At 69.1% G+C, this 21,366-nt stretch carries 19 protein-coding genes; 7 read left to right on the top strand and 12 right to left on the bottom strand.

Annotated elements, in window-relative coordinates:
• Window positions 1-166 precede the first annotated feature (166 nt).
• The 6 genes from ribBA to D106_RS0100380 form a co-directional block, all read right to left on the bottom strand.
• Window positions 167-1,273, bottom strand: a complete 1,107-nt coding sequence (gene ribBA, locus D106_RS0100405; protein WP_018867828.1) for a bifunctional 3,4-dihydroxy-2-butanone-4-phosphate synthase/GTP cyclohydrolase II — start codon at window positions 1,271-1,273, stop codon at window positions 167-169.
• 27 nt (window positions 1,274-1,300) lie between these two features.
• Window positions 1,301-1,984: a riboflavin synthase gene (locus D106_RS0100400; protein WP_018878857.1), complete on the bottom strand. Its 684-nt coding sequence runs from the start codon at window positions 1,982-1,984 to the stop codon at window positions 1,301-1,303.
• Between the two features lie 365 nt (window positions 1,985-2,349).
• Window positions 2,350-3,525, bottom strand: coding sequence for a bifunctional diaminohydroxyphosphoribosylaminopyrimidine deaminase/5-amino-6-(5-phosphoribosylamino)uracil reductase RibD (gene ribD / locus D106_RS0100395; protein ID WP_018878856.1), 1,176 nt, complete (start codon window positions 3,523-3,525; stop codon window positions 2,350-2,352).
• Entirely contained in the window at window positions 3,525-4,106 is a 582-nt protein-coding gene (gene nrdR / locus D106_RS0100390; protein ID WP_026280521.1) for a transcriptional regulator NrdR, read from the bottom strand. Before nrdR ends, ribD begins: the two co-directional genes overlap by 1 nt.
• 30 nt (window positions 4,107-4,136) lie before the next feature.
• Window positions 4,137-5,396: a serine hydroxymethyltransferase gene (gene glyA, locus D106_RS0100385; protein ID WP_018878854.1), complete on the bottom strand. Its 1,260-nt coding sequence runs from the start codon at window positions 5,394-5,396 to the stop codon at window positions 4,137-4,139.
• Between the two features lie 272 nt (window positions 5,397-5,668).
• Entirely contained in the window at window positions 5,669-6,463 is a 795-nt protein-coding gene (locus D106_RS0100380) for a transglutaminase family protein (RefSeq protein ID WP_018878853.1), read from the bottom strand.
• A 151-nt stretch (window positions 6,464-6,614) separates the two neighbouring features.
• On the opposite strand from D106_RS0100380, the gene D106_RS0100370 reads away from it, so the two are divergent.
• From D106_RS0100370 to D106_RS0100340, 7 genes are all read left to right on the top strand, one after another.
• Complete coding sequence (locus D106_RS0100370; protein ID WP_026280520.1) at window positions 6,615-7,625, top strand: TAXI family TRAP transporter solute-binding subunit; 1,011 nt, start codon at window positions 6,615-6,617, stop codon at window positions 7,623-7,625.
• Window positions 7,618-10,401, top strand: a complete 2,784-nt coding sequence (locus tag D106_RS0100365) for a TRAP transporter permease (protein WP_018878851.1) — start codon at window positions 7,618-7,620, stop codon at window positions 10,399-10,401. Before D106_RS0100370 ends, D106_RS0100365 begins: the two co-directional genes overlap by 8 nt.
• 30 nt (window positions 10,402-10,431) lie before the next feature.
• Window positions 10,432-10,836: a DUF302 domain-containing protein gene (locus D106_RS0100360; protein ID WP_018867836.1), complete on the top strand. Its 405-nt coding sequence runs from the start codon at window positions 10,432-10,434 to the stop codon at window positions 10,834-10,836.
• Between the two features lie 181 nt (window positions 10,837-11,017).
• Window positions 11,018-12,127, top strand: coding sequence for a glycolate oxidase subunit GlcE (gene glcE / locus D106_RS0100355; RefSeq protein WP_018878850.1), 1,110 nt, complete (start codon window positions 11,018-11,020; stop codon window positions 12,125-12,127).
• Window positions 12,128-12,131: 4 nt separating this feature from the next.
• Entirely contained in the window at window positions 12,132-13,397 is a 1,266-nt protein-coding gene (gene glcF, locus D106_RS0100350; protein ID WP_018877880.1) for a glycolate oxidase subunit GlcF, read from the top strand.
• A gap of 64 nt (window positions 13,398-13,461) precedes the next feature.
• Window positions 13,462-14,646 carry an alanine--glyoxylate aminotransferase family protein gene (locus D106_RS0100345; RefSeq protein WP_026280519.1) on the top strand — a complete coding sequence of 395 codons (1,185 nt, stop codon included), beginning with the start codon at window positions 13,462-13,464 and terminating at the stop codon, window positions 14,644-14,646.
• A gap of 72 nt (window positions 14,647-14,718) precedes the next feature.
• Window positions 14,719-15,048 (top strand): hypothetical protein, encoded by a 330-nt coding sequence (locus D106_RS0100340; protein WP_018867840.1) that lies wholly within the window; start codon window positions 14,719-14,721, stop codon window positions 15,046-15,048.
• 147 nt (window positions 15,049-15,195) lie between these two features.
• Here the strand turns inward: D106_RS0100340 and D106_RS0100335 are convergent, their stop codons facing one another.
• The 6 genes from D106_RS0100335 to D106_RS0100310 form a co-directional block, all read right to left on the bottom strand.
• Complete coding sequence (locus tag D106_RS0100335; RefSeq protein ID WP_018867841.1) at window positions 15,196-15,726, bottom strand: phosphatase PAP2 family protein; 531 nt, start codon at window positions 15,724-15,726, stop codon at window positions 15,196-15,198.
• A complete protein-coding gene (locus tag D106_RS0100330) occupies window positions 15,701-16,936 on the bottom strand; it encodes a glycosyltransferase family 1 protein (protein WP_018878848.1) in 1,236 nt (411 codons plus the stop codon). The genes D106_RS0100335 and D106_RS0100330 overlap by 26 nt, the downstream gene beginning before the upstream one ends.
• A gap of 26 nt (window positions 16,937-16,962) precedes the next feature.
• On the bottom strand, window positions 16,963-17,706 hold the full coding sequence (locus tag D106_RS0100325; protein WP_018878847.1) for a 1-acyl-sn-glycerol-3-phosphate acyltransferase: 744 nt from the start codon (window positions 17,704-17,706) through the stop codon (window positions 16,963-16,965).
• Between the two features lie 4 nt (window positions 17,707-17,710).
• Complete coding sequence (locus D106_RS0100320) at window positions 17,711-18,526, bottom strand: GNAT family N-acetyltransferase (protein WP_018878846.1); 816 nt, start codon at window positions 18,524-18,526, stop codon at window positions 17,711-17,713.
• A gap of 157 nt (window positions 18,527-18,683) precedes the next feature.
• Entirely contained in the window at window positions 18,684-19,097 is a 414-nt protein-coding gene (locus tag D106_RS0100315) for a rhodanese-like domain-containing protein (RefSeq protein ID WP_018867845.1), read from the bottom strand.
• Window positions 19,098-19,249: 152 nt separating this feature from the next.
• A complete protein-coding gene (locus D106_RS0100310) occupies window positions 19,250-21,283 on the bottom strand; it encodes a thioredoxin domain-containing protein (protein ID WP_018878845.1) in 2,034 nt (677 codons plus the stop codon).
• Window positions 21,284-21,366: the final 83 nt, after the last annotated feature.

Raw genomic sequence — 21,366 nt, 5'->3', positions numbered from 1 at the left:
GTCGGGCGTGTTTCTTGGTGACTTCTTTGCACGAGCAAAGAAGTCACTCGGGGCGCGCTGGCGAGTCAGCGCACGGCAGTATGTAGACCGAAAGCACGTAAACACCGGATGTCGAACCAGGGCCAGCCACCACGAGGCAGGCGGCCAGGCGCGTGCCGGCCGGGGGCTACTCGTGGACGTAGTCCACGACCTCCAGGCCGAAGCCACCGAGGCCATGAAAGCGCTTGGGCGCCGACATCAGCTTCATGCGCCCCACCCCGCAGTCAGCCAGGATCTGGGCACCAATGCCATACATGCGCCACTCGGCGGAGTTCTCGCGCCCACTGCGCTCCTCCGGCGCCGGCTGGCCGATATGCTCCAGACGCTGGGCCAGGGCCTCCGGGCTCTCGTGCTTGCGCAGCACCACCACCACGCCCTCGCCGGCCGCGTCGATCCGGCGCAGGGCATCATCCAGCGGCCAGCCACGGTCCGGGCCGGCATAGCCCAGCGTGTCGTACAGCGTGCTCTCCAGATGGACACGCACCAGGGTCTCCTGGTCCGGCTTCGGCTCCCCGCGCACCAGCGCGAAATGCAGCTCGTGATCCACCTCGTCCTCGAACGCCAGCAGGCGGAATTCGCCGTGCTCGGTCGGGAACGGACGCTCCGAAACCCGACGCACGGTTTTCTCGTTCTCGATGCGATAGCGGATCAGGTCCTCGATGGTGCCCATCTTGAGGTCATGCTCGGCGCAGAAGCGCTCGAGATCCGAACGCCGCGCCATGCTGCCGTCCTCGTTCAGGATCTCGACAATCACCGCCGCCGGTTCGGCCCCGGCCAGGCGCGCCAGATCGCACCCGGCCTCGGTATGGCCGGCGCGCACGATGACCCCGCCGGGCTGTGCCATCAGCGGGAACACGTGCCCCGGCTGGACGATATCCTCGGGCTTCGCGTTGGGCGCGACCGCGGTCCGGATGGTGTGTGCGCGATCGTAGGCCGAGATGCCGGTGGTCACGCCCTCGGCGGCCTCGATCGACAGAGTAAAGTTGGTGCCATGCACGTCATTGGTGTCGGTCACCATCAGCGGCAGCGCGAGCTGCTTGCAGCGCTCGCGGGTCAGCGTCAGGCAGATCAGGCCGCGGCCGTACTTGGCCATGAAGTTGATGTCCTCGGGCCGCGCGTGCGAGGCCAGCATCAAGAGGTCGCCCTCGTTCTCGCGGTCCTCGTCGTCGACGATGACCACCATGCGTCCGGCCTGCAGTTCCTCGAGGATGGTTTCGGTACTGGAAAATTCCATGCGTGCCTTCGGTCGGGGGCCGTGCGTTCAGTCGCGCGGCCCGGATTGATTGGGAAAGCCCTGTTCAGCCAGCCAGGCCTCCGACAGGTCGCCCGCCTGCGCGCCGGGCTCGGCCGCCCGCTCGCCCAGCATCAGACGCTCCAGGTAGCGGGCGATCAGGTCGACCTCGAGGTTGACCGGGGTGCCCACCGTATAGACGGCGAAGCGGGTCAGGGACCAGGTATGCGGGATGATGTTGACCTCGAACTCGGCGCCGTCCACGCGGTTCACGGTCAGGCTGGTGCCATCAATGGTGATCGAGCCCTTGGCCGCGATGTAGCGGGCCAGTGCCGGTGGCGCGCGAAAGCGCACGCGGGTCGAGCGCGCATCGGGCTCCATCGCCACCACCTCGCCGACGCCGTCGACGTGCCCGGACACCATGTGCCCGCCCAGGCGGTCGCCCAGGGCCAGCGCCCGTTCGAGATTCACCCGGTCCCCCGGTTCGAGATGGCCCAGCGTGGTCACCTCCAGCGACTCGCGCGAGACATCGGCGGCAAAGCCGCTGCCCGCCAGGTCGGTCACCGTCAGGCAGACCCCGTTCACCGCGATCGAGTCCCCCAGCCGGGTGTCCGACAGGTCCATCCCGGTCGCGTTCACGTGCAGCCGCACGTCGCCACCGCTGGGGGTCAGGCGCTCCAGGCTGCCTAGGGTCTCGATGATTCCGGTAAACATGGACGTCCACTCGTTCCGGGGTGCCCGCACGGACCGCGCCGGGCTGCTCGCCGCCCATCATAGGGAAACCCTAATGAGTTCGCACCACGCCCCGCCCTTTTACCCGGTTCCTGCCCGGAAAACCCTTGTTCACCACGAAGCACACGAAGACACGAAGAAGGTCAAAGGCGGTTCACAGGAAGATGGGAAGATTGGAAGGGTTTTTCGGTAAAGCACAATAGCGGATGGTCATGGTCTGCCCATGCGATGCGGTTGCGCACCCCGTTTCAAACCCAGTCATCCTTCCACTCTTTCCGTCTTCCTGTAGACCGCCCTTGACCTTTCCCTTCTTCGTGCCTTCGTGTGCTTCGTGGTGAAATCGGCCTTCACGAACGCGGGTGGGCGCGCAGGCGCAGGGTTTCGCCGACCCAGCGGGAATCGACGATCTCGAGTTCGGCGCGCTCGGACATGCGGGCCAGCGGCCACTCGACCAGGGGGCGAGCATTGGAGCCCATCAGCAGGGGGGCCTGGTAGATCAGCCATTCGTCCACCCAGCCACCGCGCGCAAGCGCCCCGGCCAGCCCCGGCCCGGATTCCACATGCAGCTCGTTGACCTCGGCGCGGCCCAGCTCCGCCAGCACCGCGCCCAGATCCAGCCCGCCCTCGGCGGATTCCTCCGCCAACGGCACGGGCCGGACCTCCGCCCCTCGGCCGCGCAGGGTGTCCGCGGCCGGCGAGTCCGCGGCATCGGGCACCGTGAGGATCCAGACCGGTCCCTCGCGCAGGATCTGCGCGCCCGGCGGCGTCCGCAGGCGGGCGTCCAGGATCACCCGCAGGGGCTGGCGTCCCGGCAGGTCGTAATAGCGGGGGTCATCCGGAAACCCGGCATGGGCGGCCAGATCGAACGGCTTCATGCGCACGTTCAGGCGCGGGTCGTCGGCGACCACGGTGCCGCTGCCGGTCAGGATCGCGCCCGCGCGGGCCCGCCACTGCTGGACGTCGCGGCGCGCCGCCTCGCCGGTGATCCACTGCGACTCGCCGGAGGCCATAGCGGTACGCCCGTCGAGGCTCGCGGCAAGCTTGACGCGCACCCAGGGGCGTCCCTGCTCCATGCGCCGCACGAATCCGGGGTTCAGGGCACGCGCCTCGGCCTCCAGCACGCCGCTGTCGACCGGGATACCTGCTGCCCGCAGGGCCTCGATCCCGCCGCCACAGACCTGCGGGTTGGGGTCCTGCATGGCGATCACGACCCGGGCTACCCCGGCGCCGATCAGGGCATCGGTGCAGGGCGGGGTCCGGCCGTGATGGCTGCAGGGTTCCAGGGTGACGTAGGCGGTTGCGCCGCGCGCGGCCTCGCCGGCCGCCCGCAGTGCGTTCACCTCGGCATGGGCCTCGCCGGCCTTCCAGTGCAGTCCCGCGCCGACTTCGTGTCCGTCGCGCACGATCACGCACCCGACCCGCGGGTTCGGGTCCGCGGTGAAGCGGCCGTAGTCGGCCAGCTCCAGGGCCCGCGCCATGTAACGGCGGTCCGTGATCGCCTGCTCGGTCGTGGGTGCTTCCATCACTCCCCCCTGGACGAGTCACCACTCCCCGGTGGCTCCTGCGGGCCACCCGCCGCCGATTCCGGGGCAGGACCGGGCGCCTCCTCGTCGATCAGGCGCAGCTGCGAGCGGCGCATCTCCGGGCTGAGGTCTTCCTCCAGCCGTTCGATGGCCTCGCGGAAGGACTGCACACTGGCGAAGCTGAGATAAATGGAGGCAAACCGGATATAGGCCACATGGTCGAGCCCGTGCAAGGCGGCCAGGACCATTTCGCCGATACGGTCGGATTTCACTTCGGGGGCGGTGAGCGCGGACAGCTGGCGCTTGATGTCGTCAATGACCCGCTCGACATCGTCGGTCTTCACCGGGCGCTTGTGCAGGGCCCGACGCAGACCGCTGCGCAGCTTCTCCTCGTCGAAGGCGACGCGTTCGCCGGAGCGCTTGACCACCCGCGGCAGGCTGAACTCCGCCCGCTCGAAGGTGGTAAAGCGTGCCCCACAGGCGCGGCACTGGCGCCGGCGCCGGATCTGTTCCTGCTCCGGGCCGGCCACCCGCGAATCGACCACGCGGGTATCCTGATCATGACAGGACGGACAGCGCATCCCGCGCCCGCGACCCGTGACTCGCCGAGATTATTCGGGCGCGCCGTAGACCGGGAAGCGGCGGCAGATCTCGACGACCTTGTCGCGGGTCGCGTCGATCACCTGCTCGTTGTCGTGGTCGTCCAGCACGTCGGCGATCCAGCCGGCCAGTTCGCGCGACTCGGCCTCGGTAAAGCCACGCGTGGTCAGCGCGGCGGTGCCGATGCGGATGCCGGAGGTCACGAACGGCGACTGCGGGTCGTTCGGCACCGCATTCTTGTTGACCGTGATGTTGGCGCGGCCCAGCGCGGCATCCGCGGCCTTGCCGGTCATGCCCTTAGACACCAGGCTCAGCAGGAACAGGTGGTTGTCGGTGCCGCCGGAGACGATGTCATAGCCGCGCTCGACCAAGACCTCGGCCATCGCGCGGGCGTTGGCGATCACCTGCTTCTGGTAGGTCTTGAATTCCGGTTCCAGGGCCTCCTTGAACGCCACCGCCTTGCCGGCGATCACGTGCATCAGCGGGCCACCCTGGGTACCCGGGAAGATCAGCGACTGGAACTTCTTGTTCAGCTCCGGCTGACCCTTGGTGATGATGAAGCCGCCACGCGGCCCGCGCAGGGACTTGTGCGTGGTGGAGGTGACCACGTGGGCGTGGTCGATCGGATTCGGGTATTCACCAGCCGCGATCAGGCCGGAGACGTGGGCCATGTCCACCATCAGGTAGGCGCCCACGGAATCGGCGATCTCGCGGAAGCGCTTCCAGTCGACCACACGCGAGTAGGCGGAGAAGCCGGCGACGATCATCTTCGGCTGGTGCTCGGTGGCCAGGCGCTGGACCTCGTCGTAGTCGATCAGGCCCTCGTCGGTGATGCCGTACTGCACCGCGTTGTAGATCTTGCCGGAGAAGTTCGGCTTGGCGCCGTGGGTCAGGTGGCCGCCGGCGTCCAGGCTCATGCCCAGCACGGTGTCATGCGGCTGCAGCAGGGCCATGTACACGGCCGCGTTGGCCTGCGAGCCGGAATGCGGCTGCACGTTGGCGTAGTCGGCGCCGTAGAGTTCCTTGAGACGGTCGATCGCGAGCTGTTCGACGATATCCACGTACTCGCAGCCACCGTAGTAGCGCTTGCCCGGGTAGCCCTCGGCGTACTTGTTGGTCAGCACGGAGCCCTGGGCCTCCATCACGCGCGGGCTGGTGTAGTTCTCGGAGGCGATCAGCTCGATGTGCTCTTCCTGGCGCTGCGCCTCCTTGCTGATGGCGCCCCAGAGTTCGTCGTCGTAACCGTGGATACTCATGTCGATCGAAAACATTCGGTTCTCCCGTTCAAGGCTTCGGATTCGGTGGATTGCGGCGCGCCCGCCGGAAGGCGGCACTGCCGTCAAAAAGGCCGCTTATCATACGTCATCCGGCCCCTCTTTTCAGACCGGGCGGCTCCCGGGGCGCCCACCACGACGCCTCGCGAACGCCCCGAAATTGCGGGTTTCGCAAGCCCGATCAAGTACTTTGATGCCGGTCCCTTCGGCGCGGACGGGGCCGGCTCAAGCCCCTTCCAGCGACCGTGGAATACCGCGCCCGGCGCGCGTCAGGCGGGTCCGTCGATCCGCTCGACACCCACCTCGTGGCGGATCGGGTAGACCGGGAGCCCGAACTGGTTGTAGATCGCCACGTCCGCCGCGTCGCGGCCGTAGCCCACCACCACGTAGCCGCCCCGCAATTCCGTCTGGGTCGCATCGAAGCTGTACCAGCGACCGCCGACGAAGGCCTCGAACCAGGCGTGCATGTCCATCGGCTGCAGGCCGTGCAGATACCCGACCACCATGCGCGCCGGGATGCTGAGACTGCGGCAAAGCGCAATGCCGAGATGCGCCAGGTCGCGGCACACCCCGCTCCCGCGCTGGTTCACCTCCACCGCGGACACCGGGACGTCGCTGGTGCCCGGCAGGTACTCGATGCGCTCGCGCAGCCACTGCTCGATCGCGGCCACCTGGTCGTAGCCCAGCCACTGGCCAGCGGTGATCTCGGTGGCCATCAGATTGAAGCGGTCCGATTCGCAGAAGCGGCTGGGCAGCAGGTAGCCAAGGGTCGCGTCCGGCAGGGCCTGCACCTCGACAAACGGGGCGCCAGGCGCGCGATCCAGGGCATCGGCCGTCTGCACCTCGGCCGCTGTGTGGATCGAGAACGGCCCCGGCGGCGCGACCAGACGCTGGCAGAGATTGCCGTATATATCCACGAACTCGGTCACCGGGGCGTTCGGCACCAGGCGATACTCCTCGCGCGCGATCCACTGCAGCGGGCCGCTGCGCGGGCGCAGCATCAGCACGAACGGGGTCGGGACCGGGATCTCGAATTCGAAGTCACAGCGGGTTTCAAGCCACATGGGGCAATGCCTGCGTCGGATGGAGGCCCCACCCTACGCGCCGCTTGGCCGCAGAACCAGAAAAACCTTGTCGCGTGCCTCGGACTGGCGAGCGTGTACATTGCGGCCCGATTCCCTACACTCGCGATACCGCCTGTTCCCGGGAGAACACATGCGAGGATCCCCCGTGCACCGCACCCCGACACGTCACCTGACCCGCGGGCTGCCGGCCCTGGGCCTGAGCCTGGCTTTGCTGCTGCTCGCGCCCCTGGCGGCGGCCGAGCAGCGCTTCATCAATATCGGTACCGGCGGTGTCACCGGGGTCTACTACCCGGCCGGCCAGCACCTGTGCCGCCTGTTCAACACCCGCCGCGACGAACACGGGATGCGCTGCACCGCGGAAAGCACCGGGGGCTCGGTGTTCAATCTGAACATGGTGCGCTCCGGCGACATGGATTTCGGCGTGGCCCAGTCGGATCTGCAATACCACGCCTACCACGGCAGCGGCCGCTTCGAGGCCTTCGGGCCGGCCACGCACCTGCGGGCCATGTTCAGCCTGCACCCGGAGCCCCTGACCCTGGTGGTGCGTCCCGACGCGGAGATTGCCGGACTGGATGATCTGCCGGACAAGCGCGTGAACATCGGCAACCCCGGATCCGGCCAGCGCACCCTGATGGAAGAGCTGATGGAGAAGCTCGGCTGGGATCACGATACCTTCCGCCGGGTCAGCGAGCTGCCCTCGCGCGAGCAGGCCCAGGCCCTGTGCGACAATCGCATCGACGCCTTCGTGTTCTCCGTCGGCCACCCCTCGGCGGCGATCCAGGAGCCCATCGCCACCTGCGATGCGCGCCTGGTCTCCATCGAGGGCCCGGCCATCGAGGAGCTGATCCGCTCGACCCCCTACTACCTCACCGCCGTGATCCCCGCCGATACCTACCCAGGGCAGGACCAGGACATCCGCACCTACGGCGTGGGTGCCACCCTGGTCACCTCGGACCGCACGTCGAATACCGCCGCCTTTGAACTGACCCGCGCCGTGTTCGAGAACTTCGAGACCTTCCGCGGCCTGCACCCAGCCTTCAGCGGGCTCGAACGCGAGGGCATGGTGGACGAGGGCCTGTCCGCGCCCATGCACCCCGGCGCCCGACGCTACTTTCGCGAGGCAGGACTGATCGATGACTGATACCCGAGCCCAGGATGCCGCCAGCCCGGAAGACCGTCAGGTCGCCGAGCTGGAGACCGGCGGCCGCCACCCCGGCCGCGCGACCCGCAGTCTCATCTGGATCACGGCCGTCGCGTGGTCGCTGTTCCAGATCTGGATCGCCGCGCCGATGGCCGACTGGGTGGATGTCTTCGTGGTCTCCGAGACCGAGGCCCGCTCCATCCATCTGGCCTTCGCGATCTTCCTCGGCTACCTGCTCTTCCCCGCGGTACGTCCCACCGCCCGCGGCAAGGGCTGGCAGCACGCGATCGGCATCCTCTATGCCCTCGGCGGCCTGGCCCTGATCGCACTAGGGCTATGGCAGCTGCTGGGCCTTGAACGCCTCGGCGAGGTCTATCTGGCCCTGGGCATTGCTTTGGTAGTAGTGGCCTGGCCCCTGCTGCGCGGGAACGACCCCGTGCATCGTGTGCCCCTGGGCGACTGGGTATTCGCCGCGGTCGCGGCCTTCAGTGCGCTCTACCTCTACCTGTTCCACGGGGCCCTGGCGGCGCGCCCCGGCGCCCCCACCGAGCTGGACCTGGTGATGGCCGGGATCGGCCTGATCCTGCTGCTGGAGGCGACCCGTCGCGTGCTCGGCCCGGCGCTGACCATCATCGCGGCGATCTTCCTGTTCTACACCTTCGCCGGACCGCTGATGCCGGACCTGATCGCCCATCGCGGCGCCAGCTACCCGCGCGCGATGGCGCAGCAGTGGCTGTCCAACGAGGGCGTGTTCGGGATCGCGCTCGGGGTCTCCACCAGCTTCGTGTTCCTGTTCGTGCTGTTCGGCGCGCTGCTGGAACGCGCCGGCGCCGGCGACTACTTCATCCGTGTCGCCTTCTCCCTGCTCGGGCACCTGCGCGGGGGGCCGGCCAAGGCCGCGGTGATGGCCTCGGGGATGACCGGGGTGGTCTCCGGTTCATCCATCGCCAATGTGGTCACCACCGGCACCTTCACCGTGCCGCTGATGCGCCGGGTCGGTTTCGCCCCGCACAAGGCCGGCGCGGTGGAGGTGGCCAGCTCGGTCAACGGCCAGTTGATGCCGCCGGTGATGGGGGCCGCCGCCTTCCTGATGGTCGAGTACGTCGGCATCCCCTACGTGGAGGTGCTCAAACACGCGATTCTGCCGGCGCTGATCGCCTATATCGCGCTGATCTATATCGTGCATCTGGAGGCCTGCAAGAACGGCATGGAGGGGCTCCAGCGCGCCACCGTGACCACCTGGCGCGGGCGCCTGATCAGCTTCGGAATCACCGTCTCCAGCCTGATCATCCTGGCCGCCGCGGTGTACTGGGGGCTTGGCTGGATCAAGGAGGTGGCCGGCGACGCCGCCGCCTGGATCATCGCCGGCCTGCTGTTCGCCGCCTACCTGATCCTGCTGTGGATCGTCGCCCGCGAACCCGAGCCGGAACCCCTGGACACCGAGCAACCCCTGCCGCGCGTGCTACCCACGGTACTGGGCGGTCTGCACTATGTGCTGCCGCTGGTGGTGCTGGTCTGGGCCCTGGTAGTGGAGCGCCTGTCGCCGGGGCTGGCGGCGTTCTGGGCGGTGGCCTTCATGATCTTCATCGTCCTGACCCAGCGCCCGCTGGTCGCGCTGTTCCGGCGCCAGGGCCGGCTGCTGCAGGCGACCTGGGTCGGGGTATGGGAGCTGTTTCAGGGCTTCGAGACCGGCGCGCGCAACATGATCGGTATCGGCCTGGCCACCGCCGCGGCCGGGATCATCGTCGGCACCGTGGCAATGACCGGCGTCGGGCTGGTGCTGACCGACCTGGTGGACACCCTGTCCGGCGGCAACCTGCTGCTGGTGCTGGTGCTGACGGCCCTGATCAGCCTGATCCTGGGGCTGGGCCTGCCGACCACCGCGAACTACATCATCGTGGCGACCCTGATGGCCCCGATCATCGTCGACCTGGGCGCCCAGCACGACATCCTGATCCCGCTGATCGCGGCCCACCTGTTCGTGTTCTATTTCGGCATCATGGCCGACGTGACGCCGCCGGTGGGTCTGGCCTCGTTCGCCGGCGCGGCGATCGCGAAGGCCGACCCGATCCGCACCGGGATCCAGGCCTTTGCCTACAGCCTGCGCACCATCGCACTGCCGTTCTTCTTCATCTTTAACAGCCAGTTGCTGCTGATCGGCGTGGACAACGTGTTCCAGCTGACGCTGGTATTCCTCGGCTCGCTGGCGGGCATCCTTGCGTTTACCGCGGCCACCCAGGGCTGGTTCCTGACCCGCAGCCGCTACTGGGAATCCGGCGCCCTGCTGGTGGTGGCCTTCGTGCTGCTAGTGCCCACGGTACTGATGGACCGCATCGCGCCGCCCTTTGCGCACCAGCCGCCGGAGACCCTGCTGGAGGTCGTCGAAACGATCCCGGATCGTGACTCGCTGCGCGTGGAGGCCACCGGCATCGACCTGGAGGGCCGCGAGATCACCCGCACGGTGATGTTCCCGCTGGGCAGCCCGGACCTGGCTCCGCGCGAACGCCTGGCCGATGCCGGCCTGGACGTGCGCTTCGATCCCGACGCGCAGAAGGCGCAGATACAAACGGTTGCTTTCGGCAGCCCGGCCGGCCGGGTAGGCTTGGAGGGTGGTTGGGCCATCACCGGCGTGCTGGTGCCCACCGACCGTCCGAGTCCCTACTGGTTCTACCTCCCCGCGCTGGCCCTGGGGCTCCTGGTCGCCTGGAACCAGCGCCGGCGCACGACACCACCGGGAGGCGGGCCATCCGGCGACGCCCCGGCGCTGTCGGCGTAACCCGACCTCACCACGAACGGAGGACCCGCGATGGAACAACCTCAATACGGCTTCAACGTGATCGTGCCGGGCGCGATCGATCAGGTGATCGAGCGCACCACGGCCGCCCTGGGCGAGGAAGGCTTCGGCATTCTCAGCGAGATCGACGTGGCCGCGGCCTTCAAGAAGAAACTGGACCTGGATCATCGGGCCTACCGCATCCTCGGCGCCTGCAACCCGAACCTGGCCCGCCAGGCGATCGAGGCGGATCCGAACATCGGGCTGCTGCTGCCCTGCAACGTCCTGGTACAGGACAACGAGAACGGGACCTGCACGGTCGGCTTCATGGACCCGGTCGCGGTGATGGGTCTGGTCAACAAGCCCGGTGTCGAGGACCTTGCTCAAGATGTGCGGCATCGCCTGGAACGGGTACGCCTGACACTGGAGACGGGCTAGTGGGCCATGCGGGAAGTTCGGTGACGATGGAGCACAGCCAGAAGTGCCGGAGCAAGGCGGGCAAGTGCCGGAATAGCCACGCTATTTCAAACTTGCCCAACGCAGCGCCGGCGCTTCTGGCGAAGCGATCCGTTACCGAACTTTCCACGAGGCCCACTAGCCCCGGCCGCGCCCGCATCTGATGGAACCCGGAACCGACCAGTCCTTGCTACTGGCCGAGCGCATCCGTTCGGCCAGTGCAGCCGGCCACCGCCTGGCCATCACCGGCAGTGGCAGTCAGCGTGCCCTCGCGTTCCCCGAAGGATATCCGGCGGGTGTGCAGCTGCTGGAGGCAGGCCGCCACCACGGCATCGTCAATCTGGCCCCCAGCGAGCTGGTGGTGACGGTGCGTGCCGGCACACCGGTGATGGAATTGCAGGCCGCGCTGGAAGAGGTCGGCATGATGCTGCCCTTCGAGCCGGCCATGCCCACCCCGTCCAGCACCGTGGGCGGCATGGTCGCCCTGGGGCTGTCCGGCGCGCGCCGCCCCTGGACCGCCAGTCTGCGTGACGCGCTGCTGGGTACGCGCATCGTGAACGGCCGCGGCGAGATCCTGCGCTTCGGTGGCGAGGTCATGAAGAACGTCGCCGGCTTCGACGTCTCGCGCCTGATGGCGGGCAGCATGGGCAGTCTGGGCCTGCTGCTGGAAGCCAGTTTCAAGCTGCTCCCCGCCCCCGCCTACCAGGCCTGGCTGCGCCGCGAGGCCTCCGCGGCCGAATTCATCCAGCAGGCTCGGGACTGGGGACGCACCGCCCTGCCCTTCTCCGGCCTGGCCTGGGCCGACGGGATCACCCGGATCCGCCTGGGCGGTGGGCAGGAGGCCGTGCAGGAGGCCGCCGAGCGCCTGGGCGCGGATGCCGATCTGGAGGGTCCGCCCTTCTGGACCCGGCTGCGCGATCGTCACCTGCCGTTCCTGACCGGTTCGGTGACCGGCGACGAACGCCTGTGGCGTCTGAGCCTGCCGCCGGCGACCCAGCCCCTCGACCTGCCGGGTGAGTGGCTGATGAACTGGGGCGGCGGCGAGCGCTGGCTGCGCTCCAGCGCGGCCCCGGAAACGGTCCGCACGACGGTCGCAGACGCGGGCGGGCATGCCCGGCTGTGGCTGGGCAATCCCGCCGGCGGCTCCTGGCTGCATCCGCGCCCCGCGCCGCACGCGCGCCTGGAAGGGGAAGTCCGCGCGGCGATGGACCCGGACGGGGTATTTTTCGCCCCACTGATTGCCCCCCATCCACGCCCCGCCCGGGCGAGCTGAGACCATGGAAACCCGCCTGCACCCCCGCTTCGAGAACGACCCGGCGGCGCGCATCGCCGAGGACGCGCTGCGCGCCTGCGTGCACTGCGGCTTCTGCAACGCGACCTGCCCGACCTATCAGGAACAGGGCGACGAGCTGGACGGCCCGCGCGGCCGGATCTACCAGATCAAGGAGGTCCTGGAGAGCGGCGAGGCCAATGCCACGACGCGCACCCATCTGGACCGCTGCCTGACCTGCCTCAACTGCATGACCACCTGCCCCTCCGGCGTGGACTACAACCACCTGGTGGCGGTGGGCCGCGAGGTCGTCGAGCGCGACCTCGACCGCCCCTGGCGCGAGCGGCTGCTGCGCGGCCTGCTGGCGCGCGCCCTGCCGGCGCGCTGGCCGTTCCGTCTGGCCCTCGGGCTGGGGCGTCTCGCCCGCCCGGCCCTGCCCGCGCGACTGAAGCGGCGCGTGCCGCCGCGCCAGGCCACCGGGACCGTACCCCGGCCCGCCAACGGTGCTGCGGGACCCGGCTTCCAGCATGGGCGCGTGCTGCTGCTGGGCGGCTGCGTGCATGACGCCATCGACGCCCGCATCAACGCGGCCCTGCGCCACCTGCTGGCCCGCCGCGGCGTCGAGGTAGTGGAGACCGGGGCGGCCCGCTGCTGTGGAGCGGTGGAACACCACCTGGCCTTCGAGGAACGGACCCGCGCCCGGGTCCGCGCCAACCTCGACGCCTGGGAACCGGTCCTGGAGCGCGGCGTCGACGCGGTCGTCAGCACCGCCAGTGGCTGCGGCGTGCTGCTACGCGACTACGGGCACATCCTGGCCGACGACCCGACGTACGCCGAGCGCGCGGCCCGGCTGGCGGCACGGGTTCGCGACCCGGTGGAACTGTTCGACGCCGAAAGCATCCGCGAGCTCGGGATCCGCGCACCGGCCGATCACCCACCAGTGGCCTGGCACGCCCCCTGTACCCTGCAACACGGCCAGGCCCTGCCCGGGCGCGTGGAACCGCTCCTGCAGGCCGCCGGTTTCAATCTGGTTCCGGTCATCGAGCCGCACCTGTGCTGCGGCTCTGCCGGCACCTACTCGATCCTGCAGCCGGAGATGGCAGGTCGGCTTCGCCAGCGCAAGCTGGACAACCTCGAGGCCGCGGGCCCCGCGCGCATCGTCACCGCCAACATCGGCTGCCAGACCCATCTGCAAAGTGGCACGGACACCCCGGTCGAGCACTGGCTCACGCTGCTCGAGCGTCACTGTCCGGCAACTCCCGCCGGTGCGTAGGGGCGCTTGCCCGCGCCCCGGCGGCGATCTAGATTCCCCCTTTTCCAATCCGGTAGACGCATCCATGCAGGCAAAATCCTTTCTCCCCCCGCAGCGCACCCTGATGGGCCCCGGCCCCTCCGATGTGAACCCGCGTGTTCTGAGCGCGATGAGCCGCCCGATCATCGGCCACCTGGACCCGGTTTTCGTCGGCATGATGGAGGAGATGAAAGGCCTGCTGCAGTACGCCTTTCAGACCAGTAACGCGCTGACCCTGCCGGTCTCCGCCCCCGGCTCCGCCGGCATGGAGACCTGCTTCGTGAACCTGGTCGAGCCGGGCGACAAGGTGATCGTCTGCATCAACGGCGTGTTCGGCACGCGCATGAAGGAAAACGTCGAGCGCTGTGGCGCCACTGCCGTGGTGGTCGAGGACGACTGGGGCGCCCCGGTCTCCCCGCAGAAGGTCGAGGACGCGCTGAAGGGCAACCCGGATGCGAAGATCCTGGCCTTCGTGCACGCCGAGACCTCCACCGGCGCGCGCTCGGACGTCGAGACCCTCTGCCGGCTGGCGCGCGAACACGACTGTCTGAGCATCGTCGACTCGGTCACCGGCCTCGCCGGCAGCCCGCTGTACGTGGATGACTGGGGCGTGGATGCAATCTACTCCGGCTCGCAGAAGTGCCTGTCCTGCACCCCGGGCCTGTCGCCGGTCAGCTTCAGCGAGCGCGCGGTAGAGCGCATCCAGGCACGCAGCCACAAGGTCCAGAGCTGGTTCCTCGACCTGAACCTGGTCATGGGGTACTGGGGCGGCGGCGGCAAGCGCGCCTACCACCACACCGCCCCGATCAACGCCCTGTACGCCCTGCACGAATCGCTGGTAATCCTTGCCGAGGAAGGCCTGGAGAACAGCTGGTCGCGTCACTGCCGCCACCACGACGCCCTGCGCGCCGGCCTCGAGGCCATGGGCCTGAGCTTCCTGGTGGATGCCGAGCATCGCCTGCCGCAGCTCAATGCGGTGCACGTGCCCGAGGGCGTGGACGAGGCCGCGGTGCGCGGCGAACTGCTGAACCGCTACGGCCTGGAGATCGGCGCCGGGCTGGGACCGTATGCCGGCAAGGTCTGGCGTATCGGCCTGATGGGCTACGGCGCGAACGAGAAGAACGTCCTGCTGTGCCTGTCCGCGCTGGAGGCCGTGCTGGCCGACATGGGGGCCGTCACCCCCGGCCGCGCGATGCCCGCCGCCCGGGCCGCCTACGCGCAGCAGGGCTGAACCCACCGATCACCGGTCGCCGCCGCGCCCATGCGCGCTGGCGGCCACTCGAGACCCAACGGGAGGCGCATCATGACGCTAAGCGAACTGCTGCAGTACCTGGATGAACACATGGACGGCGTGTTCCTGGACGGCGACCCTGCCGCGTCGCTGGAAAAGGCGCGCAGCGGCGAACACCGCAACCCCATCGCGGCCGAGGTCCTGGTCGCGCTGATGGACGGGGCCGGCGCCGACAGCCCGGACACCACCCTGGAACGCGCCGAGGCGGTCAAGGCCATTGGCCCGACCCGCCTGAAGTACATGGGCGATGACGCACCCGTGGAGGGCTTCCGCCTGGTGGAGAAAACCATCGTCACCATCGACGCCGCCTACAACGAAGAGGCGCTCGCCTCCCGCGGCTGATCCCGCCCGCTAAGGCGTCATCCCGGAAACCGCGCAGCGGTTGTCCGGGATCTCCAACGCCGGGGCAGATCAGGGCGATGGGGCTTCCGCGAAGCGGGGATCCCGGCTCTTCGCTGCGCTACGGCCGGGATGACGCGAGGTGTTTCCCTAGAACAACCCGGCGAGCCACAGCACCGCGCCGGCCATGGACGCCCCGATCAGCGCGCCCATGGCGACGTCGCTGGGATAGTGCAGCGCCAGTACCAGCCGCGAGGCGGCCACCAGCGCCGCGAACGGCACCACCAGCCAGGCCCAGACCGGGAACCACGCCACCAGGACCACGGTGAATCCCACCGCGTGCATGGTATGGCCGGAGGGGAAGCTGAATTCGTCCAGCGGGTCCACCGTCCGCGTGAACGGGCGATCACGGTGGCAGGGCCGCCGCCGGCTGGTGCGTCGCTTCAGCCACTTGTACACCGGCAGCGACGCCAGCCCCACCACCGCCATCTGCAGGCTGACCCAAGCCGCCTGCGGCCCGTGCAGCAACGGCAGCACCAGCATCAGCGCATACCAGGCCACCCCGTCGCCCAGCCGGCTCACCCCGCCAAAGAACCCGCTGACGACGCGGCGCCGATTGTAGTGGTTGAACTGCCGGCAGACCGCCAGCTCCAGCTCATCCATCCATTGCAGGACGCGCATCGCGACCCTCCTTGAGGATTCCCAGACACTGGGACTCGAACTCGGCCACCACCTCGACCCAGTCGAGCCCGCGGGCATGCGCTCGCGCCTGACGGCCCATCTCGCGCCAGGCCTCCGGATCCTGCGCGAGAGCGCCCGCCGCGCCGACGAAGGCGGCGGCATCCTCGGACGCCGTTCCCGTCAGCGGCACCCGGGCGCCACTCACGCCGCTGGTCACATGCTCGTGAGCCGCGGCCGAATCGAAGGCCAGCACCGGGAGCCCGCTCGCCATGGCCTCGATCACCACATTGCCGAAGGTCTCGGAAGTCGACGGAAACAGGAACAGATCGGCGCTGGCGTAGTGCTGTGCCAGGGCCTGGCCCACCTGCTGGCCGGTGAAGATCGCGTCCGGATTGGCCCGCTCCAGCTCCGTTCGCGAGGGGCCATCGCCGACCACCACCAGGCGCGCGTCGGGGCGCGCCGCCTGGATGGCGCGAAAGGCATCCACCACCAGGGCCAGATTCTTCTCCGGTGCCAGGCGCCCGACGTACAGCACGACCGGTGTGGCGGTCGCCGCACCCCATTGCTGGCGCAGGCGCGATGACCGCCGCGCCGGGGTGAAACGCCGGGTATCCACGCCCCGCGCCATCACCCGCACGCGCTGGAATCCCTGCGCCGCCAGCGTGTGCGCCAGTGCCCCGGTCGGGGCCAGGGTCACGTCACAGCGGTTGTGGAAACGGCGCAGGACAGCGCGCACCAGCGGGGTCAGCCAGCCGACACCGTAGTAGCGGGCATAGCCGTCGAAATGGGTATGGAAACCCGAGGCGACCGGAATCCCGAGGCGCCGCGCCGCGCGCAGGGCCGCATGCCCCAGCGGACCCTCAGTGGCGATATACACGGCATCCGGGCGGTCCTCCGACCACAGGGCCTGCAGCCGGCGGCGCGCCGGGAGACCCATGCGCAGGCCGCTGTAGCCGGGCAGCGGCAGGCCCGCGAGCAGGTGGTCACACGTCACTGATTCGTCGCCCGCCCCGCAGGGGCGCGCCACCTCGCCCGGCTGGCGCGGGCGGGCGACCTGCACCCGGTGGCCACGCGCGCGCATCCCCTCGACCAGCCGCGCGAGGGTATGCGCCACGCCGTTGACCTCCGGCGGCCAGGTCTCGGTGACCAGCGCCAGATGCAGGCGTGTGCGGCAGGGGCCCGGGGACTCGATGTGCGGTTGCGACCACATAATGAATCCCCGTGCCGTGCCCGACGCTATGCAGGCGAGCGGTCGCTTTCGCGACCGGCTGGCGGTTCCAGGGGCAGGCCCAGCACCCGGACGATGGCCTCACGGGAACCGTCCGCCAGGCTCCGCCGGTCCTGGTCCGCGACTTCCAGCGGCGCCAGAAAATGCAGGTCCACACGCGTCTCGCGGCGGCACAGCAAGCGCCATACGTTGGGGATCAGGCGATCCCCGCCGGAATACGACACCGGAACCGCGCCGTCGGGCGCCCGCTCGTAGGCCAGCGCCACCGGCTGCACCGGATGCCGAGTGCCGGTGACGGCCGCGAACAGGCGCGGGTGGAAACGGCGCACGAACTCGCCCCGGCTGGTCGTCCCCTCCGGAAACACCACGAAGTGGCGGCCCTCGTCCAGGCCAGCCTGCATGGCCTCGACATGGGCGGAGGCCTGGTGCGCACCGCGCTCGATGAAGCGGGTGTCGTGCTGCCGGGCCAGCCAGCCGATGACCGGCCAGCGCGCGATCTCCGCCTTGGACAGGAAGCACGGGTCCAGCGCTGCCCCGATCAACGGGATATCCAGCCAGGAGACATGGTTGGAGACCACCAGCGACGGCCGCCGGGGCGGCTCGCCATGGATCCGGAAACGCACCCCCGCGATCCACAGGGCACGGTCGTACCAGGCCCGGCGGATACGACTGCGCTCCTCGAAGTCGGCCTCGCGGCGGGTCATCCGCCAGGTCAGCCAGACCCCCGCCAGCATGTGCAGCACGATACGCATCAGCCTAGCCAGTGCCCGCAGTGTTCCGGTCATGTTCCGTTCCTCGGCTTGCGGGCGCCGCGACGCCCAGGAAGTGCCGATGGTAACGGTCCGGCATGGCGCGCACATCCAGCAGGACGAGCACGTCGGCCACATTGAAATCGGGATCGAAACAGGCCTCGCCGCAGACCCGCGCGCCCAGGCGCAGGTAGGCCTTCAATAGCGGCGGCATACCGCTGCGGCTGGGCGTGCCGTGGCAGATGGTCAGGGCGTTGGGCAACGGCCGGCGCGGGGTCACCCGCAGGCGCGACGGGGCCCGGTGAAACATGCGCAGCCAGGCCAGCTGGGCCGGTGTCTGCTCGGTCAGGGGCAGGCTGGCGCAGCCCATGAGGTAGTCGTAGCGATGGGCATTCATGAAACGCGCCAGCCCGGTCCACAGTGCGTTGATGGCGCCGCCCTGGCGATGGTCCGCGCGCACGCAGGTACGACCGACCTCCAGAGTGCGCCCGGGCAGATTCATCAGCGGGCCCAGTTCGAATTCGGACAGCGAATAGAAACCGCCGGCCGTGCTCGCACTCTCTTCGGTCAGGATGCGCGTGCAGGCCACCACACCGCCCGAACGTCGGTCACGCACCAGCAGGTGATGACAGAAGGCGTCCAGCGGGTCACGATCCAGCCCCGAGGCGGTGTCCGGCAGCGCTGCCCCCATCTCGCCGGCGAAGACCTCGTGGCGCAGGCGCTGGGCGGCTTCCAGATCCGCGGGGCTGGAAGCCAGATGGACGCGATAGGCAGTTTCGGCATCCGTGGAGGACACGGACAGGGAGCGAGGCGGTGCGGTCATGGTGGCGACCTCCGGTTGAACTGCCCCGGAGACTACGCCGCGCGCTTGACCATCCCGTGTAGAAACGATGACGGTCGGGTGAATCCGCCGTCGGATGCCCACCCGCAGAGGGTGGCATTGGGGGCGGAGGCACCAGCCCCCGCCCCGCGAGGCCGTGCTACGGCAGCTTGCCGGTGTAGGCGCCGGATTCGACCGGCAGGTCCTCGCCTTCCCAGCCCTTGATGCCACCGGCGATATTCACCACGTTGGTGAAGCCCATCTCCTGCAGCCGCTGCACGGACATCGCGGCGCGGCCGCCGGTCGCGCACATCACGGCCACCGGTTTCTCGCGGGCCTCCACCAGGGCGTCGATGCGGTGCGGGGTGTTGGGGTCGGCCGCGCCCTCCAGCAGGCCGCGCGGGACGAGGATGGAATTCGGCGCGTGCATCTTTTCGAACTCATAGGGTTCGCGCACGTCGACCACCAGCCAGTCCTCGCCCGCTTCCATCTTCTCGGCGAGATCCGCCGGGGCAATCTCCTTCACGTTCTTGCGTGCCTCGGCGACGAAATCCATCAGCTTCTTCTCGCTCATTCGAATCTTCCCTTTTGCAATGATCTGGATGTCTTTGTAGGAGCCTGCTTGCAGGCGAAGCCCCTGCCCATGTCGGAGTTTGGCAGGGGCTTCGCCTGCAAGCAGGCTCCTACCACCGGACGCATTCTACCGTGGGTACGCGACCCGGCGTTTCAACCCTGTGAGAGCGCGCTGTCCAGCGCCGCAGGGTCAGTCACCGGCGCCTCGCACTGCAGGCCGCGGCAGAGATAGGCACGCACACCCGTCTCCGGCGCGGCCTTCTCCGCCAGCACAGCGGGCAGGTCGCCGGCATCGGCCGGGATCGCGAGGGCCCATACCGGAGCAGCCTGCGCCCGCAGGCGCTGCTGCCACGCGGGAAGTTCGTCCGCCGCCCCGCGCAGCACGACCAGGGCCGGCGGCTGGTAGTGGATGTCCAGCGCCATCAGCAGGCTCATGTGTCCCACCGGGGCCTGCTCGATCATCGGTCCGGCGTTGGCGAGGGTGCGCTCGGCCGCCTCGATATACCGTGGCTCGGCCAGCATGAACCCGAGCTTCTGCAAGGCCTGCGCCGCGACACCGTTGCCATTGGCCATGGCATCGTCGGAATACACTTTCGGGCGCTGGATCAGCGCCTCGTGATCGCCGGCGGTAAAGAAGAAACCGCCGTGCTCGCGGTCCTCGAATTCCGCCAGCAGGGTATCGGCCAGAGTCACGGCCCAGCCCAGCAGCTCGCTGTCCCATTCAGTCTCCAGCAACGCCAGCGTGGCCTCCAGCAACAGGGCGTGATCGTCGAGATAGGCGCGCGGCATCGCACCGGTGGCCCCCTCGCGCACGCTGGCGTACAGCCGGCCGTCGCGCCACAGGCGCTCGCGCACGGCGGTCATCGCGTCACGTGCCAGGTGCAGCCATTCCGGACGCCCCAGGGCGCGCGCGGCCCGCGCCAGTCCGGAAATCATCAGGGCATTCCAGGCGCCGAGGATCTTCTCGTCCCGGTGCGGTCGCACCCGATCCTCGCGGGCCGTCAGCAGACGTTCCCGGGCCTGATCCAGCCGCCGGTTCACCTCCGCCTCGTCGATCCCCAGCGCCTCCGCGCCGGTCGCCGGCGGCACGACCTCGTGCAGATGCCAGCGCCCCTCGAAATTGGCCGGGCCATTGAGCCCCCAGACCCGGCTGGCAACGGCCCATTCGTGCTCCGGCAACAACGCCTCCACGGTGTCCGGATCCCAGACGTAGAAGCGTCCCTCCTCGCCCTCGGAGTCCGCGTCCAGGCTCGAGTAGAAGGCCCCGGAGCCGTCCCGCATCTCGCGTTTCAGCCAGGCGACCGTCTGTTCCACCACCCGCAGCGCGCGAAGATCGCCGCCGGCCGCGCGCTCGGCATAGAGCCCCAGCAGCGGGCCGTTGTCGTAGAGCATCTTCTCGAAGTGCGGAATCATCCAGCGGGCATCCACCGAGTAGCGACAAAAGCCACCCCCCGCCTGATCAAAGATGCCACCCGCGGCCATCGCGTCCAGGGTGCGCCCCAGCATGCGGTCGGCCTCGGCATCGCCATGGCGCGCCGCATGCCAGGCCAGCCACTCGAGCGAGGCCGGGTGCGGAAACTTGGGGGCATCCCCGAAGCCGCCAAACTGCTCGTCGAAGGTCTTCGCCAGTTCCGCGCGCCCCTTGTCGATGACACTGAGCGCCGGGATCGCGCCTCCGGCGGGGCGGTAGATCCGACCCAGCGCCTGCTGCAGCGATTCGTTCTGGCGCTGGATCTCGTCGGGGTGCTCGGCGAGGAAGTCGGCAACCCGCGTCATCAGATCCACGAACGATGGCAGGCCGTGGCGCGGGGTGCTCGGGAAGTAGGTCCCGGCAAAGAACGGCACCTGGTCGGGCGTCAGGAAGACGGTCAACGGCCAGCCCCCGGGACGCTGCGACAGCAGCATATGCGCGTTCTGGTAGATGCGGTCGAGATCCGGGCGCTCCTCGCGGTCCACCTTGATATTGACGAACCGCTCGTTCATCACCGCGGCGGTGTCCGGGTCCTCGAAGGACTCGTGCGCCATCACATGGCACCAGTGGCAGGCGGAGTAGCCGATCGACAGCAGGATCGGCTTGCCCTCGCGGCGGGCGCGTTCCAGCGCCTCCTCGCCCCAGGGGTACCAGTCCACGGGGTTGTCGGCGTGCTGCAACAGATAAGGGCTGCTGGCCCCGGCCAGTCGATTCATCGCGCGACCTCCTGGAAAGTGGATCCGACGACCCGCATGCAGGTGCATGCCGGCGCCCGGCCGGGTAGCATGTGCAGCCGGTT

This window comes from Thioalkalivibrio sp. ALE9, assembly GCF_000377445.1.
In the GTDB taxonomy this organism is placed as follows: Bacteria; Pseudomonadota; Gammaproteobacteria; order Ectothiorhodospirales; family Ectothiorhodospiraceae; genus Thioalkalivibrio.
This window is presented reverse-complemented; position numbering and strand designations above follow the sequence as displayed.

Excerpts from the sequence above, each read along its gene's own strand:
- ribBA (WP_018867828.1), bottom strand. The coding sequence starts at position 1,273 with ATGGAATTTTCCAGTACCGAAACCATCCTCGAGGAACTGCAGGCCGGA.
- D106_RS0100400 (WP_018878857.1), bottom strand. The coding sequence starts at position 1,984 with ATGTTTACCGGAATCATCGAGACCCTAGGCAGCCTGGAGCGCCTGACC.
- ribD (WP_018878856.1), bottom strand. The coding sequence starts at position 3,525 with ATGGAAGCACCCACGACCGAGCAGGCGATCACGGACCGCCGTTACATG.
- nrdR (WP_026280521.1), bottom strand. The coding sequence starts at position 4,106 with ATGCGCTGTCCGTCCTGTCATGATCAGGATACCCGCGTGGTCGATTCG.
- glyA (WP_018878854.1), bottom strand. The coding sequence starts at position 5,396 with ATGTTTTCGATCGACATGAGTATCCACGGTTACGACGACGAACTCTGG.
- D106_RS0100380 (WP_018878853.1), bottom strand. The coding sequence starts at position 6,463 with ATGTGGCTTGAAACCCGCTGTGACTTCGAATTCGAGATCCCGGTCCCG.
- D106_RS0100370 (WP_026280520.1), top strand. The coding sequence starts at position 6,615 with ATGCGAGGATCCCCCGTGCACCGCACCCCGACACGTCACCTGACCCGC.
- D106_RS0100365 (WP_018878851.1), top strand. The coding sequence starts at position 7,618 with ATGACTGATACCCGAGCCCAGGATGCCGCCAGCCCGGAAGACCGTCAG.
- D106_RS0100360 (WP_018867836.1), top strand. The coding sequence starts at position 10,432 with ATGGAACAACCTCAATACGGCTTCAACGTGATCGTGCCGGGCGCGATC.
- glcE (WP_018878850.1), top strand. The coding sequence starts at position 11,018 with ATGGAACCCGGAACCGACCAGTCCTTGCTACTGGCCGAGCGCATCCGT.
- glcF (WP_018877880.1), top strand. The coding sequence starts at position 12,132 with ATGGAAACCCGCCTGCACCCCCGCTTCGAGAACGACCCGGCGGCGCGC.
- D106_RS0100345 (WP_026280519.1), top strand. The coding sequence starts at position 13,462 with ATGCAGGCAAAATCCTTTCTCCCCCCGCAGCGCACCCTGATGGGCCCC.
- D106_RS0100340 (WP_018867840.1), top strand. The coding sequence starts at position 14,719 with ATGACGCTAAGCGAACTGCTGCAGTACCTGGATGAACACATGGACGGC.
- D106_RS0100335 (WP_018867841.1), bottom strand. The coding sequence starts at position 15,726 with ATGCGCGTCCTGCAATGGATGGATGAGCTGGAGCTGGCGGTCTGCCGG.
- D106_RS0100330 (WP_018878848.1), bottom strand. The coding sequence starts at position 16,936 with ATGTGGTCGCAACCGCACATCGAGTCCCCGGGCCCCTGCCGCACACGC.
- D106_RS0100325 (WP_018878847.1), bottom strand. The coding sequence starts at position 17,706 with ATGCGTATCGTGCTGCACATGCTGGCGGGGGTCTGGCTGACCTGGCGG.
- D106_RS0100320 (WP_018878846.1), bottom strand. The coding sequence starts at position 18,526 with ATGACCGCACCGCCTCGCTCCCTGTCCGTGTCCTCCACGGATGCCGAA.
- D106_RS0100315 (WP_018867845.1), bottom strand. The coding sequence starts at position 19,097 with ATGAGCGAGAAGAAGCTGATGGATTTCGTCGCCGAGGCACGCAAGAAC.
- D106_RS0100310 (WP_018878845.1), bottom strand. The coding sequence starts at position 21,283 with ATGAATCGACTGGCCGGGGCCAGCAGCCCTTATCTGTTGCAGCACGCC.